This window comes from Haloarcula quadrata (assembly GCF_003634715.1).
Classification (GTDB): Archaea; Halobacteriota; Halobacteria; order Halobacteriales; family Haloarculaceae; genus Haloarcula; species Haloarcula marismortui.
Window position 1 is genome coordinate 1,276,100 of sequence record NZ_RBWW01000001.1, and the last position, 17,089, is coordinate 1,293,188.

General features: G+C 62.2%; 15 protein-coding genes. 8 read left to right on the forward strand and 7 right to left on the reverse strand.

Annotated elements, in window-relative coordinates; translation table 11 throughout:
• Window positions 1–23 precede the first annotated feature (23 nt).
• The 3 genes from BDK61_RS06575 to BDK61_RS06590 all read left to right on the forward strand — a co-directional run bounded on the left by BDK61_RS06575 (window position 24) and on the right by BDK61_RS06590 (window position 4,514).
• Window positions 24–1,169 (forward strand): ISH3 family transposase, encoded by a 1,146-nt coding sequence (locus BDK61_RS06575; protein WP_121302321.1) that lies wholly within the window; start codon window positions 24–26, stop codon window positions 1,167–1,169.
• A gap of 361 nt (window positions 1,170–1,530) precedes the next feature.
• Window positions 1,531–1,794, forward strand: coding sequence for a hypothetical protein (locus tag BDK61_RS06585; protein ID WP_004962707.1), 264 nt, complete (start codon window positions 1,531–1,533; stop codon window positions 1,792–1,794).
• Between the two features lie 140 nt (window positions 1,795–1,934).
• Window positions 1,935–4,514, forward strand: a complete 2,580-nt coding sequence (locus BDK61_RS06590) for a heavy metal translocating P-type ATPase (protein WP_121302749.1) — start codon at window positions 1,935–1,937, stop codon at window positions 4,512–4,514.
• Here BDK61_RS06590 and BDK61_RS06595 read toward each other — a convergent pair.
• Window positions 4,511–5,710 carry an ABC transporter substrate-binding protein gene (locus BDK61_RS06595; RefSeq protein ID WP_121302751.1) on the reverse strand — a complete coding sequence of 400 codons (1,200 nt, stop codon included), beginning with the start codon at window positions 5,708–5,710 and terminating at the stop codon, window positions 4,511–4,513. The two genes, BDK61_RS06590 and BDK61_RS06595, sit on opposite strands and share 4 nt — an antisense overlap.
• Before the next feature lie 266 nt (window positions 5,711–5,976).
• Here BDK61_RS06595 and BDK61_RS06600 point away from each other — a divergent pair, with 266 nt between their 5' ends.
• Window positions 5,977–6,696 carry a metal-dependent hydrolase gene (locus BDK61_RS06600; RefSeq protein ID WP_121302753.1) on the forward strand — a complete coding sequence of 240 codons (720 nt, stop codon included), beginning with the start codon at window positions 5,977–5,979 and terminating at the stop codon, window positions 6,694–6,696.
• Here BDK61_RS06600 and BDK61_RS06605 read toward each other — a convergent pair.
• Window positions 6,693–8,045 (reverse strand): ATP-binding response regulator, encoded by a 1,353-nt coding sequence (locus BDK61_RS06605; protein ID WP_121303909.1) that lies wholly within the window; start codon window positions 8,043–8,045, stop codon window positions 6,693–6,695. The genes BDK61_RS06600 and BDK61_RS06605 overlap by 4 nt on opposite strands.
• 326 nt (window positions 8,046–8,371) lie before the next feature.
• On the opposite strand from BDK61_RS06605, the gene BDK61_RS06610 reads away from it, so the two are divergent.
• Complete coding sequence (locus BDK61_RS06610; protein WP_004962695.1) at window positions 8,372–8,614, forward strand: hypothetical protein; 243 nt, start codon at window positions 8,372–8,374, stop codon at window positions 8,612–8,614.
• 62 nt (window positions 8,615–8,676) lie between these two features.
• On the opposite strand, the gene ilvD is transcribed toward BDK61_RS06610, so the two are convergent.
• Window positions 8,677–10,404 (reverse strand): dihydroxy-acid dehydratase, encoded by a 1,728-nt coding sequence (gene ilvD / locus BDK61_RS06615; protein WP_121302755.1) that lies wholly within the window; start codon window positions 10,402–10,404, stop codon window positions 8,677–8,679.
• Between the two features lie 121 nt (window positions 10,405–10,525).
• Here ilvD and BDK61_RS06620 point away from each other — a divergent pair, with 121 nt between their 5' ends.
• Both BDK61_RS06620 and BDK61_RS06625 read left to right on the forward strand, forming a co-directional pair.
• Window positions 10,526–11,491, forward strand: a complete 966-nt coding sequence (locus BDK61_RS06620; RefSeq protein ID WP_121302757.1) for a beta-ribofuranosylaminobenzene 5'-phosphate synthase family protein — start codon at window positions 10,526–10,528, stop codon at window positions 11,489–11,491.
• 98 nt (window positions 11,492–11,589) lie between these two features.
• Window positions 11,590–12,693: an NADH:flavin oxidoreductase/NADH oxidase gene (locus BDK61_RS06625; RefSeq protein ID WP_121303910.1), complete on the forward strand. Its 1,104-nt coding sequence runs from the start codon at window positions 11,590–11,592 to the stop codon at window positions 12,691–12,693.
• Window positions 12,694–12,698: 5 nt separating this feature from the next.
• Here the strand turns inward: BDK61_RS06625 and BDK61_RS06630 are convergent, their stop codons facing one another.
• The 3 genes from BDK61_RS06630 to BDK61_RS06640 form a co-directional block, all read right to left on the reverse strand.
• Complete coding sequence (locus tag BDK61_RS06630; RefSeq protein ID WP_121302759.1) at window positions 12,699–13,709, reverse strand: DUF368 domain-containing protein; 1,011 nt, start codon at window positions 13,707–13,709, stop codon at window positions 12,699–12,701.
• 106 nt (window positions 13,710–13,815) lie between these two features.
• Window positions 13,816–14,067: a DUF7127 family protein gene (locus BDK61_RS06635; RefSeq protein WP_004962681.1), complete on the reverse strand. Its 252-nt coding sequence runs from the start codon at window positions 14,065–14,067 to the stop codon at window positions 13,816–13,818.
• Window positions 14,068–14,158: 91 nt separating this feature from the next.
• Window positions 14,159–15,469 (reverse strand): phosphoribosylglycinamide synthetase C domain-containing protein, encoded by a 1,311-nt coding sequence (locus BDK61_RS06640; protein ID WP_121302761.1) that lies wholly within the window; start codon window positions 15,467–15,469, stop codon window positions 14,159–14,161.
• Between the two features lie 179 nt (window positions 15,470–15,648).
• Here BDK61_RS06640 and BDK61_RS06645 point away from each other — a divergent pair, with 179 nt between their 5' ends.
• Window positions 15,649–15,921 (forward strand): DUF7553 family protein, encoded by a 273-nt coding sequence (locus tag BDK61_RS06645; protein ID WP_121302763.1) that lies wholly within the window; start codon window positions 15,649–15,651, stop codon window positions 15,919–15,921.
• Window positions 15,922–15,999: 78 nt separating this feature from the next.
• Here BDK61_RS06645 and BDK61_RS06650 read toward each other — a convergent pair whose 3' ends face one another.
• On the reverse strand, window positions 16,000–16,827 hold the full coding sequence (locus tag BDK61_RS06650; RefSeq protein ID WP_121302765.1) for a hypothetical protein: 828 nt from the start codon (window positions 16,825–16,827) through the stop codon (window positions 16,000–16,002).
• Window positions 16,828–17,089: the final 262 nt, after the last annotated feature.

A 17,089-nucleotide genomic window follows, 5' to 3' on the forward strand; every position in this document is an offset into this window, starting at 1 on the left:
GTAAGCGTCTGCTTGGAGAGGATGTGCAGTCAACCCAAGCAGACAGCGAGATAGAGGAAGAGCACCTGCTTAATTTTGTCGTCAACAGTCTCGAAGAGGAGCTCACGGTAGACCTCGACGAGAACGTAGAGGTCACGACAGAGACATTGTGCGAGGTCCTCGCCGGCGCCAGCGCCGGCGGGACCTCAATCAACCACGTCTGCGAAACGACTGACGACTCACCGCACGCCAATACCGTGCGTGGACATCTTACCGATCAGTTTGAGCTTGATTCGGTTGAGGCGGTTGGAGACACACTGTTACAACGAGATGCGCTTGCGACACTGCCAGATCGACCGGTGGAGGTCTGCGCAGACCTCCACCTCGATCCCTACTACGGTGATGAGGACGAAACTGAGGCTCTGTACTCCTCACAGGCCAAGCGTGGAACAACGACGTTTCACGCCTATGCGACGCTCTACGTGCGCGTACGCAACAAGCGGTACACGCTGGCGGTTCGCCAGCTCGTCGCTGGCGAAACCACCAGCGATGTCCTCGCCGAGTTCCTGGAACTCCTTGACGGCCTTGACCTCGGCGTCAAGGCCGTCTACCTTGATCGGGGTTTCTACAACAGCACCTGTCTCAAGCTGCTGTACGCGCACAATTACGCCTATGTGATGCCGATCGTCAAGTGGGGTGAGACGATTCAAAACAAACTCAGCGAAGGCTGGAGCCGCGAGATCGAACACGATCTCGCTGGCGAGGTGGAGTTCCCTGTGTTCATCGACTGCGTGTACCAGCAGGGACGGTACGACGAACACGGGGTGGCGCGTCACGGCTACGCCGCTGACGCGCCCTTTATCGACACGCCACGAGATGCACGAGAGCACTACAGCAAGCGCTTCGGCATCGAATCAAGCTACCGATTAGCCAAGCAGAGCCTCGCTTTCACTAGTTCTCAGGATGCTGGACTGCGGTTGGTAATGTTTGTAGTGAGCCTACTGCTTCAGAACAGTTGGCGATATCTCCACTGGAGGTACGTGGCGGCGCCCCGCCGTGGGGGCCGCCGCCTCTTGCAGTGGTCGTTCACGGAGTTTTGCGAAATGACGCTCCGCGCAGCTTGGACAGCACTTGGTGTCCGCAGGACTGTTCCAGCGAACCAGCCACTTGACGACCGGTTCTTCCGGTAGCTGTCCATCTGTCCGGACAGCGGTCGTCAGTGGTGACACTGTCGCGTCGGCGGCAGTCCGCCGCCGACAGCGACGGTCCATCCCGAAAATCATGCTCACTAGCGGTTCGAAGATGCTCCACAGCTAGTTCGGTTTGGTTCACCGTCATCAAACGGGGTTACGCGGCTGTCGATGTGATCGACTGAACATCGCCCGGCGAGTGAGAGACTGTTTCATACTGGGGCGTGGGTCTGTGCCGCGAAAAAGGCACGGTCAGAACTCTTTACCGCAACCAGAGTGCCTGATTGCCGTGCGCGCTGACTCTCAGTTCGGCCCGCAAGCGGGCACAAACTACAATCGTCCCGATTGCATACGGGGGCGCATGGCAGAGGATTCATCGGGAACGAACACGCCGACACCGGGGTTCGTGTTGCCCGGACTGCGATGTGGTGTCGAGATGGCACTCGTCGGGACGATTGTCCTGCTCATCGGCCTCCCGACCGAGGAACCGATACGGCTGGGAATCGTCTTCCTGTCGGCGCTACTGGCAATGACAGTGGTACTGTTCTGGGCAGTCGGCCGGCATATGCGGCGCTGGATCCGGTACGCACAGGGGAAGCCGACGCGGACGACGCCGTTCGACTGAGAGTGGCGACCGCCCCGGCTAGATGTAGAGTCGATACTGCCCGTTTTAATATCTCAATCGGATTATTTTATTAACTTATTGCACCGTTGGACCTGTTTTTAGCAGCTGAATTAATAAGACAGGGTAGCCTAGCCCCGGTAATGACAGAGTCCGACGGTTGTTCGGATGGCGGTGCGTGTGGCGGCGCGAGTGCCGACGGTCCCCCTACAGCAACGCACTCGCACGATGGGCCCCACGTCGCACAGCTGTCCGTCCCGGAGATGGACTGTCCCTCCTGTGCGGGAAAGGTGGAGTCGAGCGTCCGTGAACTGTCTGGCATCAAGGCCGTTGACCCACAGGTAACAACGGGTCGACTCACCGTTGAGTACGACGAGACTGAGACGGACGTGGATGCGATAGCGGCGCGCGTCGAGGCGGCGGGCTACACCGTCCCAGACGACGGCGGCGAGACGCTGCGATTCAGCGTTCCGGAGATGGACTGTGCTTCCTGCGCTGGGAAGGTCGAAAGCGCGCTCAGTGGGGTCGACGGCATCAGAAGCGCCGAAACACGCCCGACCACCGGGACGGTCGTTGTCACGTACGACCGGGACGCGACGACGGAAGAGGACCTCGTGGCCGCTATCGAGAGTGCCGGGTACGAGGTCACGGAGACGACGGGCGAGGACGACACGGGGACCAGACAGCCGGACGAAAACGGCTCGCTCTGGACCAGTTCGAGAGCGCTGAAGACGTGGGCCAGCGGCGTGTTCGTGGCCTTCGGCCTCCTCTTCGAGTTCCTGTTGCGCGGCGCGAACGCGCAGGTGGGAAGCGTTCTCGGCTCGCCGTTCCACGTCGCCGATATCCTGTTTCTCATCGCGGTAGCGACCGGCGGCCAGGAAATCCTGCGTGGCGGCTACTACTCCCTGAAAAACCGGAATCTTGACATCGACCTGCTGATGTCTATCGCCATTCTGGGCGCGCTCACCGCCAGTCTGGCCTTCGGCGAGGCGCTGTATTTCGAGGCCGCGACGCTGGCGTTCCTCTTCAGCATCGCGGAACTGCTAGAGCGGTACTCGATGGACCGCGCGCGGAACTCGCTTGCGGAACTGATGGACCTCTCGCCCGACGAAGCGACGGTCAAACGTGACGGAGCCGAGGAGGTCCTGCCTGTCGATGACGTACAGGTCGGCGATGTCGTCGTCATCAGGCCCGGCGAGAAGATTCCGATGGATGGTGAGGTCATCGACGGAACCAGCGCGGTGAATCAGGCCCCGATTACCGGCGAGAGCGTCCCGGTTGACAAGACCGAGGGCGACGAGGTGTACGCTGGAAGCATCAACGAAGAGGGGTATCTGGAAGTGCAGGTCACGGCGGCGGCCAGCGACAACACCCTCTCGCGCATCGTTCAGATGGTCGAAGACGCCCAGTCGAACAAGACCGAGCGCGAGCAGTTCGTCGAGCGCTTCTCGGCGTACTACACGCCGGTCGTCGTCGCCTTCGCCGTTCTTGTGACGCTTTCGTCTCCCGCCGTATTTGGGGTGGCGTGGTCGACCGCGGTCGTGCACGGACTGACGCTGTTGGTGCTTGCCTGTCCCTGCGCATTCGTTATTTCGACGCCCGTGTCGGTCGTCTCAGGTATCACCAGCGCCGCGAAGAACGGCGTACTCATCAAGGGCGGGAACCACCTCGAAGCGATGGGTGATGTCGACGTGGTCGCCTTCGACAAGACGGGGACGCTGACGAAAGGTGAACTGACCGTCACCGACGTGGTTCCGCTGAACGGGAACACCGAACAAGGAGTTCTGCAGTGCGCTCGCGGGCTCGAACAGCGGAGCGAACACCCCATCGGCGAGGCCATCGTCGCGGAGGCGGGCACGACCGGCGTCGAAAGCGCCGACGTCGATGACTTCGAGAGTATCACCGGCAAGGGCGTCCGGGCGGACCTTGACGGGACGCCCCACTACGCTGGGAAGCCGGGGCTGTTCGAGGAGCTCGGCTTCGACCTCTCACACGTTCACGCCACTACCGATGGCGGCGTCGTCACAAAAACGGCCCAGCAGCTCTGTGAGCGCAACAACTGTCTGGACCTGCTGGAAGACGCCGTCCCCGAGCTTCAGGCCGAAGGGAAGACGGTCGTCATCGTGGGCACGGACGAAGAGATAGAGGGCATCATCGCCGTCGCCGACGAGGTGCGCCCTGAGGCGAAAGCCACCGTTTCACGGCTCCGGGACTTGGGTGTTGAGCGGACGGTGATGCTGACCGGTGACAACGAACGCACTGCGGGGGCTATCGCCCGGGAGGTCGGAATCGACGACTATCAGGCCGAACTCCTGCCCGACGAGAAAGTCGCCGCTATCGATGACCTCGTTGCCGAGTACGAAAACGTCGCGATGGTCGGAGACGGCATCAATGACGCGCCGGCACTGGCGAGCGCGACCGTGGGCGTCGCAATGGGGGCCGCTGGCACGGACACAGCGCTTGAGACGGCTGACATCGCCCTGATGAGTGACGACCTCTCGAAGCTCCCGTACCTGTACGAACTGGCGAACGACGCGAACGGCGTCATCCGGCAGAACATCTGGGCCAGCCTGGCGGTCAAGGCTGGGCTCGCGCTCGCCGTGCCGTTCAGCGTCGTTCCCATCTGGGCTGCTGTGCTGGCCGGCGACGCCGGCATGACAACGGCCGTGACCGGGAACGCGCTGCGGCTCTCACGGGTCCGGTCGGAGAGCGGCGACGGTTAGATATCGCCGGCGCGGATGTCCGCGATTCGCTGGCGGTCATACAGCGTCTCTTCCTCGTCGAACTCGTCCGGGAACAGCTGTTTTGCGGCTCGCTCTGTCTTCGAGAGGTTGATAATCGGCCCCTGGTACATCCCGCCAGCCGGGTACACAGCGCCGTTCTGCACGGCAGTGAGCTGGCTCGCTGTGTCATGGTCCTGCAGAAACGAGCGGTACGTATCCTCGAACGCCGTATCCTGGAGATGGGTGTCCGTGTACAGCAACAGCACCTCCGGATCGATTTCGAGGAGCGGCTCGTAGTCGATCGTCCCTCGGTCGGACGTGAAACTCTGGATCTCGCTCCCGGCGAGCGCATCGCTCACCCCCAGGTCGCGCCAGTGCTTGTATGCCGTTCGGTCCCCGAGCCGGTACGGATAAAACGTCTCCGGCTCGGTCGACCCCGGCGAGAGGAGCGCGATTTCCGGGCGCTGGTCTTCCGGGGGGAGCCGTTCCTGCAATCGGTCGAGGAACCCTTCATGGAGACTTGAGAGTGCCCGGAACCGGTCCTGTCGCTGGAACACTGCGGCTACCTTCTCGGTCGCTTCGTACAGGCTGTAGTACGGATAGTCCTCATGCCAGGAGTACGTCGAGAAACTGGTGTTCCCACAGAACGGGCCGACGCGTTCGTGCATCTCCTCGACATCCGACCGGTCCCAGTTCGGGATGAGATTCACCATGTAGTTGGGGTCGATGAAGTGAACACCGGCGTCGATTTCGAGTAGTAGTTCCTTCGAAATACCGTCCTGCCAGAGTGAAACCATGTCTTCTTTCGACGGTGAAAGTCCCGGCACGTCCTCGTAATGCCACGTGCGGTACTCCCCAGTGAGAACGACCGCGCTCGGTTTGGTCAGGCCGAGTGCGACGCCCATATCGGCCCAGCTGGCGTTTTCTGCGACCCACGTCTGTGGCACTGTCTCGAATGACACCTCTCCCACTGGTTCGACGGTGACGCGGTAAGGCTTGTCCGTGGCCGCCGTCTCCGCCGGTTTGGACTCCGTTGCTGTTGTTGTGGCCGTTTCCGTGGCTGCCTCCGAGTCAGACGGGTCTGAGCCGCTGCTTCCCGTACACCCAGACAACAGTCCTCCAGCGAGGACCGTCCCGCCGCAGGTGACGTATTTGCGTCGTGTCAGCTCCGACTGGTCATTTGAATTACTCGACATGATTTTAGGCTAGACTAAAAATTATAAAACGGCTTCGGTTCCCGTCCCATAGAACGCTCCCATAGAACGCTCCCATCGAAGCGTGGCTACCGGTGGGGCCAGTGCAGTCAAACGGACAGACTGGGAACACGCTGAAAGACCCTTCGGATAATCACCATGACTGGGTGCTGCCAGCGGTGATAGCTTGGGACCGGTCTCTCGCTCGGACACCACAGAGCCAGTCCACTGTAATATTAAGTAGACGCCACGAGTAGCGTCCATCCGGTATGGAACTCACATGGTACGGCCATTCGACGTGGCACGTGACAGTCGACGACACCGAATTGCTCATCGACCCGTTTTTCGATAACCCACACACAGACACCGACCCCGAAGAACTGGACCCGGACTACGTGTTGTTGACCCACGGCCACGCCGACCACATCGGCGACGTGGACCGCTACGAGGGCTGTGGGCTCGTGGCGACGCCGGAGGTCGTCGAGTACTGCAAGGACAACTTCGGCGAGTTCAACGCCGTCGGCGGCATGGGGATGAACCTCGGCGGCACTGTCGAAATCGGCGACGCGTTCGTCACGATGCACCGGGCAGACCACACGAACGGCATGGAAACCAGCTACGGCGCGAGCGGCGGGATGCCAGGCGGGTTCATCATCTCCGATACGAAGCCGACACAGGTCAGCGACGCAGAGTCGACGACGTTCTACCACGCCGGCGACACCGGTCTCATGACGGAGATGCGCGACGTCATCGGCCCGTTCCTTGAACCGGACGCCGCGGCGGTGCCGGTCGGCGACCACTTCACGATGGGACCGATGCAGGCTGCCGTTGCTGTCGACTGGCTGGACGTCGACCACGCATTCCCGATGCACTACGACACGTTCCCACCCATCGAAATCGAGACGCAAGACTTCGTGAACGAGGTCAAAGGCACCGGAAGCGATGCCGACGTTCACGTCCTTGACGGCGACGAGACCTTCGAGCTTTAATCCGGTCGTTCCACGTCGGTCACGGTAAACCGTGCGCCGCCGTTCTCGCTGTCACCGACCGACAGCGACCACCCGTGTTCTTTTGCGATCCGGTTGGCGATGTAGAGTCCGAACCCGCTGTTTTGTTTCTCCGATGCGTACCCCGCCTCGAACACCCGCTCCGGTGGCGAGACATCAACACCGGGCCCATCGTCCGCGACGAAGAATCCAGACGACGTGGCCCCGACGCGTATCGCAACGTCGGGGCCGCCATGTTCGACAGCGTTCGAGAGCAGAATCTCAACAAACAGGCGCATCGACTCCGCGTCTGCCAGCAGTCGCCTGTCAGATGTTACTTCAAGCGACGCGGCTTCGAGCGACAGCGAACTCCATACGTCCCAGACGACCGTCGAGAGCCACTGTTGTTCGGGTTCGAACGTCGGCGAATCACTTGAGGCCAGCGAGACGACCTTATCAACAATCCCGGAGAGTTGGTCGATAGAACGCTCGACTGCGTCGACGTGCTCGTCATCGGCCTCGATTTGGGAGAGGTGGCCGGTCGATACCTGCAGTTCGTTTCGGAGTTCGTGTGCGGCCAGCAACGCCACCTTCCGGAGGCGTTCGTTCTGCTGCCTGAGGAGGCGTTCGCGTTCCTTCTGGTCGGTGACATCCTGCGTAATGCCAATAAGGCCGGCCAGCTCGTCGGTTTCGTCGTACCAGGGGACCTTCGACGTTCGGAGGTGTTTCCCCATCGACGGCGAGAACTCATGGACATCAAGGATGTCGGTCCCGTCGTTGATGACCTGTAAGTCGTCGCCGCGTGCTGCATCCAGATACGTCGCCCCGGCGGGGAGTCCGTCTTCGTCTCGCCGGCCAAGCAGTTCCGGGGGTGCGTACGAGGAATCGTTGAGCAGCAGATAGTGCCTGTCAGTGTCTTTTACGTACAGGTGTTCGGAGTTCCGTTCGAACATCGTGGCGAGAATCGTCTCCGGCCGGGAAGCCGGTCGTGCGGCCATTGTCTCACTGTTTTCGAGCGCCTCACCGACTGCGGCTGCCAGTTCCGGCGAACCCAGATCGTCGGCAGCGACCGTCTGAATATGGCCTCCACGGTCCGCCGCACTGCCGTACATGATCACCGGGAGGTCCGGATAGAGTCCCGTAGCCGCCTCCGCTAGGTGTCCGCCCGCCATCCCCTCACACGTCACCGGGACGACGAGGCAGTCAACCGCAGTACGTAGCAGCGTTGTATCGACGCATTCTGGCTCGGTCGTCTCAACCGTGGCGTCGATTGCTGCCTGTTCAAGTGCCGCCTGTAACTGCTCTCCAGCAGTAGTCTCGGCAGCGATGAGGAGGACTGTCGGCGGGGACATCAACACGCCCATGATTTGTCCCGGGGTTGTAAATAGGTTTAGCAGTCATGATGAAAATAAAACAGGATACAACAGCGGAACGACTCCTCCAGCCGATACTGGACACCGCTACCCGAAGCGACCAGCCGACTTCCGGATTGGCCCGTTACGTGAACTGAAATGCTCGCTATAGGCCAATCTCATGTCACGATGGTTGTCTCTCGACCAGAGAACAGTGGCGTGATATTCGATAGAACGGGCCGTTGACGGGGCAGTCGATAGTCAATACTGACACACACTTGAAAGGATTCACAACAACCGAGTATCCGGACAGCGTATAGCTAGGTGTGTCCGAAACGTACGTGTGCGCCCGATGTCAGGACGCCGTCGAGCGAAACTTCGAGGTTCGGTCGATCATCAGGACCTGCAGCGAGTGCGGCGAGAACGGTCGGTTCCTCCACAGGTCGCTGGTTGAGTCGCTCTCTACAATCGCCACGGAGAACCAGCCGGATGGCTGGGACCAGATGACACTGGACGAACGGTTCGAAGCGGCGCTCAAAGAGGGCCTCATCACGGTCACACGGAAATAAGTCTGTACTGCCGGACTGACAGCGCTGTTCGGTCCGATAAAAACCCTGAGGTCGTTAGGCTCTCAGTCCCACTTCGCGCCGGGGTTCGTCACCGCACCGTTGGCCGCGGAGCCGAAATCATTGTGGTACTTGGCCAGTACGCCGCTGTCGTACGTCGGTTCTGGGTCGTAGTCTTCGAGGCGCTGTTCCATCTCGTCCTCAGTGAGGTCGACTGACAGTTCGTGGTCGTCGATGTCGATGGTGATGGTGTCGCCGTCCTCCAGAGCGGCGATTGGGCCGCCGACAAACGCCTCGGGGGCGACGTGGCCGATAGAGAAGCCACGGGTCGCACCGGAGAAGCGCCCATCAGTGAACAGCGCCACGTCCTCTGCGTGGCCCTGGCCGGCGACGGCAGAGGTCACGCCGAGCATCTCTCGCATCCCGGGGCCGCCCTGTGGCCCCTCGTTGCGGATACAGATCACGTCGCCGGACTCGACGTGGCCTTCCTGCACGTACTCCATGGCCCCTTCTTCCTGCTCGAACACGCGGACCGGCCCCTCGTGGTGGAGGTGGTCCTCGCCGGTGATTTTGATGACCGCACCGTCGGGCGCGAGGTTGCCGGAGAGGATGCGGATTGCACCGCGCTCGTGGATGGGGTCCTCGACAGTGTTGAGATAGTCCACATCGAGGTCCTCGACCGTTGGCGGGTCGATCTGTTCGAGTTCCTCTGCGATTGTGTTGCCCGTGACCGTGAGCGCGTCACCGTGGAGCAGGCCGGCGTCGTTCAGGGCCCGCAACACGACCGGGACACCGCCGACCTCGTAGAGGTCGTTCATGACCCGCTCGCCGCCGGGCTGGAGGTCGGCGATTTTGGGCGTCCGGGCGCTGATTTCGTTGAACGTCTCGATATCGAGGTCGATGCCGGCCTCCGCCGCGAGCGCGAGCAGGTGGAGAACGGCGTTGGTCGACCCGCCGACCGCAACCTGCAGGGCGATGGCGTTCTCGAAGGACTCGCGGGTGAGGAAGTCTGAGGGGCTACGGCGTTCCTGCACTACTTCGACGGCGAGTTCGCCGGCTCGGCGGGCTTCCTCGTAGCGGGACTCGTGTTCGGCCGGCGGGGAGGCCGACCCGAGCGGCGCGAAACCGAGCGCTTCGGAGATAGATGCCATCGTGTTGGCGGTGAACATCCCGCCACAGGAGCCCGCACCGGGGCAGGCATGGCGTTCCATCTCGTCGAGTTCGCCTTCGCTCATCTCCCCGTCGGCGACCGCGCCGACGCCCTCGAAGACGTTCTGGATAGTGACCTCACGCCCGTCGTGCTCGCCGGGCATGATGGAGCCGCCATAGAGGAAGACGCTGGGCAGGTCCGTCCGGATGGCGGCCATCATCATCCCAGGCATGTTCTTGTCACAGCCGCCGATGGTGACGATGCCGTCCATGCGCTCGCCGAAGGTGACGAGTTCGACTGAGTCGGCGATTATCTCACGCGAGATGAGCGACGCCTTCATCCCCTCGGTCCCCATCGAGATGGCGTCGGAGATGGTGATAGTCCCGAACTCGATTGGCATCCCTTCGGTGTCGTCGATACCATCGTAGGCGGCGTCGGCCACGTCGTCGAGATGGACGTTACACGGCGTGATGTCGGCAGCGGGGTTCGCAACGCCGATCATCGGCGAGGAGAGGTCCTCGTCGTCGTAGCCCATCGCGCGGAACATCGCGCGGTGGGGGGCTTTCTCGTATCCCTCCGTCACCTCGGTACTCCGCAGGTCCGGGTCTTTTTCCGGACGTTCTTGTCGCTCCTGATTGCTCATATTTCACCGAGGCCATGGGCAACCTTAAATAACTTGTACTCACGCTAACGTCCCACATGAGAGCACGGCGAAACCCACCGGTGACAGCAGGTTCTTTTCCGTCGGGAACTTCCGCCGCGGTATGCCGACGGTCACGACCGCTGCGCGACTTCATTTCGGGTTTCAGAACCTCTCGCTCGCCCACGAGCGCCTCTATGGCGGTGTCGGGCTTGCCCTTGACGAGCCGCGGCTGACCGTTGAGGCGACACGAGCCGACACAGTCCAGTGTGACGACCCGGCGACCGAGCCGTACGTTCAGCGCGTCGTCGACGTGCTTGACGTTCCCGGCGCTGCTGTCTCCGTCGAGGAGCGGTTCCCGCGACACGTCGGCCTCGGAAGCGGCACACAGCTCTCGCTGGCGACGCTCATTGCCGTCGTTCGGGCCTACGACCGGACCGCTGACGCACGGACCTACGCGCCGCAACTGGGACGGGGCGGCCGAAGCGGCGTCGGCGTAGCCGCGTTCGAGTCGGGCGGATTCATCGTTGACGGCGGTCACCCAACGGAGCGGTTCACGGCCGAACCCCCAGCGGAAGGCGACTGGGATGTGCCGCCAGTGCTGGCGCATCACGACGTGCCCGCACACTGGCGCTTTGTCATCGTCATCCCGGATACCGACCCCGGGCAGAGCGGAGCAGCAGAGGACCAGAGCATGCGGCAGGCCGTCGAGCGCGCCGACCCCGGCATTGCCGACGAGATTTCGACGTTACTGACTCGCCGGGTTCTTCCTGCGATTGCTACCAGAGACCACGACGACTTCGGGCAGGCCGCGGCGCGGCTGGGCCGACTCAACGGCGCGTGGTACGCTGACGAACAGGGCGGCGTCTACCGCCCGCCAGCCGGCGCACTCGTCGATTCACTGGCGAGCGCCCCGGTCATCTCCGGGGCCGGCCAGAGCTCTTGGGGGCCAACCGTCTGGGGACTGACGACAGCGGACTACGAATCGGAGGCCCGTGACGCGGGTGTGCTGGCACTCGATGCGGCCGATGTCGACGGAACGGTTCGCGTTGTCGCGCCCCGGAACACCGGTGCGTCGCTGACTGAATAGGGACCAAGCGGCGGGCCGTTCAGTACCAGTCGCCGGAACTAACGACGATGCTTGCAGCCGCCAGTGCGGTTATCCGTCTCGCCAGCGAATCCTCGGCGATGACTGCATTGTTCTCACCGTTAGAACTCCGCGAGACGACAGTCCCGAATCGCGTCATGGTTTCACCGATGTGCCAGTACTCCTGTGACGCCTGCGACGGCCTCGCCACCGACTGGCACCGCACCCACCTCGGCTCTCGTGCCGTCGGCGGTGCAGGTCTGGTCATGACTGAGGCGACCGCCGTCGAAGCTCGCGGCCGTATCTCGCCGGAGGACCTGGGTATCTGGAGCGACGAGCACGCGGCGGCGCTGGAATCGATTACGGGGTTCATCAGCGAACAGGGCAGCGTCCCGAGCATTCAGCTGGCCCACGCTGGCCGGAAAGCATCCATCGAACGACCGTGGGATGGGCACGACCCGCTCCAGCCCGACGACGGGGGCTGGGAAGTCGTCGGCCCGAGTGACGACCCGTGGCCGTACGAGGACACTGAGGCACCGCCGACGACAGCGCTCGACCAGGACGGTATCGAGGCTGTCATCGACTCGTTCCGCACCGCCGCCGAGCGCGCGCTCGATGCCGGCTTCGAGGTTGCAGAGGTCCACGCCGCTCACGGCTACCTCCTGCATCAGTTCCTCTCGCCAGTGACGAACCACCGCGAGGACGACTACGGCGGCGACTTCAAGGGGCGTACGCGACTGACACGGGAGGTTACCGCTGCCGTCCGTGATGTCTGGCCCGACGACAAGCCGGTGTTCGTCCGTATCTCGGCGACTGACTGGCTCCCCGACCGCGACGCATGGACCGTCGAGGACTCCGTGCGCCTGTCGGACCGACTCGCCGACATCGGTGCGGACTTCATCGACGTGAGCGGCGGCGGCATCCACCCCGAATCCCGCCCCGATTACGCCGGTCCGAACTACCAACTCCAGTACGCCGAGCAGATTCGAGCGGAAACCGAGTCGGACATTGCTGTCGGCGCTGTCGGCGGCATCACGACGCCCGAACAGGCCGAAGCCGTCATCGCTAATGACCGGGCCGACATGGCTATCGTCGGCCGCGAACACCTCCGGGACCCGTACTTCACGATGACTGCTGCGAAGGAACTCGACGCGACCGACGAAATAGAGGGGCCGCCACAGTACCGTCGCGCCTGGGGCTTCTGACTGCCCTACACCTTATCGAGGTCGAGGTCGACGGCGTACCAGTCGAGCACGAGCAGGAAGGCCGCGCCGACGGCACCAGCGGCCACGAACGCGATGAGCACGTCCGTCGAAAAACCCACTTTGTCCTGCACTTCCACGACGGGGGCGCGCAGCGCGCCGACGACGAGCGCGACGAGGAAGGCCAGCGTGGCCCGGCGGTTGTAATCAAGCGCCCGCCGGACGACGCGCGCGATGGTGAACAAGCCGATGAGTCCGCCGAGAATGAACGTCACGACCGGCACGGCGGTCGTGGTCACGTCTTCGGTTGGGCCGCCAGTAACGAGCGCGATGAGCGCGTCGACAAACTCACTGAGGGCCGTCGACATGCGGGTGTACTGGCCGAGGATAATGAGCAACAGCGACCCCGAGATGCCGGGCAGAATCATCGCGCTAACGCCGACCATGCCGGCGAAAAAGACCAGTGCGAGGCCGCCACCATTTGTGGCGGCGTTCGAGACGCCGGACACGTAGAATGCGACCAGAAAGCCGACGACGCCGGCCCCGGCCTGGAATGGGGAGTCGACTGTGAGACTTCGCAGTAGCACTATCGCTGAGGCGGCGATGAGTCCAAAAAAGAATCCGAAGAGGAGTGCCGGCGTCTCCTGACTGGCGATGTGGACAATTCGTGTCACGATGACGACAGCGGTGGCGACGCCGGCGACCAGCGCGAGGAGGAACCAGATATCTATTTCGAGGAGTTCGGAGAACGCGCCACGGACATCGACACCGCCGTCAACGGGAGCGAGTGCGCGAAAGAACTGCACTATCCGGCCCGGAGTGACGGCGGTAATCGCAGCAATGAGTCGCTCATAGACCCCGGCGATAAGCGCGATTGTCCCGCCAGAGACGCCGGGGACGCCATCGGCACTGCCCATACAGAGGCCGATGAGAAACGTTCGAAGCCACGCACGGAGCGGCGGCACCGAGCCCCGAATCGTCGGCAGGTCGCTTGGGTCCCGGTCGGGATGAGTGGTCATCACTGAACGCTTCCAGCATCACGCTCAAATCCCTTGTGGAGTCCCATCGTGTTATGGAGCTATCACAACGACGAAACTGCGGCTGAACAAGTAGTCCGCGACAGCGCTAGCTCCGCTGCGATAGCGTGAGCACGCCGTTCCTGAGTGTCTGGACTGCGCCGGCGGCCGGCAGGTCGATGTCGAACTCCGTCTGGAGGTGCGGGGCGTCGACGGCCACGATAGCCTCCGTTCCGATGATGTCAACTGTCACGTGGTCGTCGCTAACCTGAAGTGAGTCGAGGTCGACGGCGACCGTCCAGCCGTCGTCGTGGTCGGTGTGCGAGACGTGTAGCGGCGACCGTTCAGTTTGTGCATCCATTCGTCATCCATGAGTATGTGTTACACACATAAAGGTCCCCGTTCGGCGCGTGCCAAAGGGCGCGGTGCAAGACAATGCAGGCACTCTGTCCTTACAGGGCCGGGCCGAGATAGCCCCACGCTTGCAACCGATCCCCGTCGCCGTCGATCCAGCGCTCGCCGATGTCGTCGCGGTAGTAGCGGTTCGGGATACGGATAGCATCGACGCGCTTGTAGGCCTGCTCGCGGGCCGCCTGCATTGTTTCGCCTTTGCCCGTGACGACCAGCGGCATCCCGCTCTCGCCGGCGACCCGCCACTGCTCATCAACCCGCTTTGCGTCCTCGATGTGGATACCCTCACGGCTGTCGGATTCGAAGACGACCGCGGCGTTGCGGGAGTTCTCATCGTAGGTCTCCTCGTCGTCGAACGGGAACGGCGGGAGGACGACCCGAACCGCGACCTGATATCCACGATGGACCTCCAAGTCCGGGTCGCGCCCGTGTGCCAGATCGAGGAAGAACTGGCCCGTTTCTGATTCAAACGACTCTTCTTGGAGCGCTATGGTCGGATAACCAAAGCGCGGCGTGAACTCCAGCGGATAGATCCCGCTGTCGTTGACGATACAGTTGATGTCGATGCTGCCGACGTACCCCTCGTCGGCGAGCCAGCCTTCCACCTTGCCGAGCGTCTCCGCGAACAGTTCGTTCCGGCCCGCCCAGAACATCGAGGTCCCCATCTCGCCGGTCGAGGGACCGATGTTGCCCGGGAACAGCTTCTTGTGCTCGAAGTTGAAGTTGACTGGCTCGACGAACGAGTCGCCGTTGAAGAACCCGCAGACGGCGATTTCGACGCCCGCAACTTTCCGCTGTAGCTGGAATCCTTTCATACGATGGCCCCACGCCTTCTTGTAGGCACGAAGCACGTCGACGATATCACTGCCGTCGTCCTCGTTCCCGACGTAGAGGAGTCGCTTGACGTTCTGGACTTCCCCAAGCGGTTTGATGACGTACGGGGCGGGGTTCTCCTGTACGTGTTGGATGCCGGCGTCGAAGTCCTCGAAGACGTGGTGCTCGATAGTGTTGACACCGTGGTCTTCGAGTATCTCCATCGCGTAGCCGCGGTCTTCTTCGAGCGCGTCCGTATTGGGCGTCCCGCCGACGACGGCGTGACCTTCGGCTCGGAGTTCCCGTGCGATTTCGCCGGTACCGATATCGCTGCCCACCCAGATGTCGTCGAAGATGACGACATCAGCCCAGTCGAGGTCCTCTCGCCAGTCGTCAGTTTTCGGGACGAACCCGTCGGCGATCTCCTGATCGCTGTTGGCCTCGATGTAATAGCGAACGTCGTGTCCCTCCTCGGTGACCTGCCACGCAATGTCGCCGATGAGCGCTGCGTCCAGCGAACAGAAGAGGAAATTTGCCATAGCACGTCTGCGAGCGGGTGCGGGGTAAACGTTGTCCGTCGTGCCGACCGCGGGTCATCCTTATCGCGATTGTTGCACGCAGGAGTGTCATGCCGGCCCGTTGGACACCCATTGCTTATTTAAATAAACCCGCTCGCGTAAGCCGAATCGTTTTAGTCCCCATCTGTAAATTGCCACGTATGACACGCGACGAACTCGCGTCCGCGAGTGAACTGCTCGAATCGGCGGCCGAAGACACTGGCAGCGATGAGGCGAGCGAACGCCTCGCCGAACTCGCCGACCAGCTTGACAGTCTTGCGGCTGACGAACGCGGCCCGGACCACGGTCGACTCGCCCGCATCCAGTCGGCGCTCAACGACCTCAGTAGCGGTGACGCGGACGACGTGACCGAAGCCATCGAAGACGCCGACGACAAGATCAACGAGTACCGGTCCGACCTCGAAGGGGTCTGAGGCGGCGCTTCTGCGCCAGCGCATGGCTGTCTGGTAACTTTCTGCGAAGCAAAGTCGGTTTTCGAACGCGATAGAGCACTACGATTCGGTTGCGGTTTCCTCGTCGACCGGCTTGATTCGGTGTGTCGCGTCGTTGTAGTCTTTCGGGGCTCGTAGTCGGTAGATGACTTCGCGGGGTTCCGTATCGTCGACGTACGGTGTTTTACCGTCGTGCGTGATGACCGCTGTCTCTTCCGGCTTCAGTTTTCCGTCAAACCGGCCGACTGGCGCGTAGGCGACGCGTGGACCGGTTCGGTTGAGTGCAATGACGTACCGACCAGCGGTGTCGCCCGTGTTTGTGACCGTTATCGAAAGCGTTGGCTTGGCGGGCTCGGTGACCTGCTCTGGCCCGCCAAGCGTGATATCGAACGAGGAGAGCGGGATTCGGAGTCGGTCTCGAACTGCCTCCGGTGGCGTCCACTTCCCGCCGGGCCAGGACAATTGGGTATCGCTGGCTGAGCCGGTTTCGGGGAGGTTGAAGACCAGCGGCCCACCGGTCTCGGTGAACTGTCGGCCCCACTCGCCATCGCGATACAGGCCGTTCCTGAACGTCTCGGGGCTGTACGTCGACCCGTCGAACCTGAGTGAAAACGCGGTGCGGTCTACTCCCGAGCCCCGGATACTTGTTGTCAGCACGAGGAACTGGCCGTCGGCTGGCTGGACAGTGATAGAGTCGGTACCCGGGACCACGACGCCGGGCATCACCGCGGCGTCGGTAACCGTCACCGCGGGCGGCGGCCCGGTGTCAGTTTCGCTGACGACCGGCGACCGGACCGGCGTCACTGTTTCGGTGTCAGCAGTCTCACCCTGACATCCAGCACCGATGATAGCCAGTCCACAGAGTGCCAGAACACGACGGCGGTACATGACTCTGGGTTGCCCTGCCCTGAATAAATGCCTTCAGAAGGCTCAGATTCTGTTTTGACCGACCGTTCCCCGTTCGACCGGAACCCACCTGCCTCCTCGCTCTGCATAGTCTGTGTTACCGAAATTCAGGCACGGTCTGATTAAATAACATGTTAATTAATGTTTGTGTCTAACCAAAAGCTTTTGACAATTCCGTTGGTTTCGGTCAAATGTATATCAGGTTGGGGGAATTGGGTGGCGGCACCTTCCCTACGAGGTGATA

What these genes read in the sequence shown, in the direction of transcription:
- BDK61_RS06620 (WP_121302757.1), top strand. Translation starts at nt 10,526, where the DNA reads ATGCCGACGGTCACGACCGCTGCGCGACTTCATTTCGGGTTTCAGAAC.
- BDK61_RS06600 (WP_121302753.1), top strand. Translation starts at nt 5,977, where the DNA reads ATGGAACTCACATGGTACGGCCATTCGACGTGGCACGTGACAGTCGAC.
- BDK61_RS06640 (WP_121302761.1), bottom strand. Translation starts at nt 15,469, where the DNA reads ATGGCAAATTTCCTCTTCTGTTCGCTGGACGCAGCGCTCATCGGCGAC.
- BDK61_RS06625 (WP_121303910.1), top strand. Translation starts at nt 11,590, where the DNA reads ATGACTGCATTGTTCTCACCGTTAGAACTCCGCGAGACGACAGTCCCG.
- BDK61_RS06605 (WP_121303909.1), bottom strand. Translation starts at nt 8,045, where the DNA reads ATGTCCCCGCCGACAGTCCTCCTCATCGCTGCCGAGACTACTGCTGGA.
- ilvD (WP_121302755.1), bottom strand. Translation starts at nt 10,404, where the DNA reads ATGAGCAATCAGGAGCGACAAGAACGTCCGGAAAAAGACCCGGACCTG.
- BDK61_RS06585 (WP_004962707.1), top strand. Translation starts at nt 1,531, where the DNA reads ATGGCAGAGGATTCATCGGGAACGAACACGCCGACACCGGGGTTCGTG.
- BDK61_RS06590 (WP_121302749.1), top strand. Translation starts at nt 1,935, where the DNA reads ATGACAGAGTCCGACGGTTGTTCGGATGGCGGTGCGTGTGGCGGCGCG.
- BDK61_RS06630 (WP_121302759.1), bottom strand. Translation starts at nt 13,709, where the DNA reads ATGACCACTCATCCCGACCGGGACCCAAGCGACCTGCCGACGATTCGG.
- BDK61_RS06650 (WP_121302765.1), bottom strand. Translation starts at nt 16,827, where the DNA reads ATGTACCGCCGTCGTGTTCTGGCACTCTGTGGACTGGCTATCATCGGT.
- BDK61_RS06595 (WP_121302751.1), bottom strand. Translation starts at nt 5,710, where the DNA reads ATGTCGAGTAATTCAAATGACCAGTCGGAGCTGACACGACGCAAATAC.
- BDK61_RS06645 (WP_121302763.1), top strand. Translation starts at nt 15,649, where the DNA reads ATGACACGCGACGAACTCGCGTCCGCGAGTGAACTGCTCGAATCGGCG.
- BDK61_RS06635 (WP_004962681.1), bottom strand. Translation starts at nt 14,067, where the DNA reads ATGGATGCACAAACTGAACGGTCGCCGCTACACGTCTCGCACACCGAC.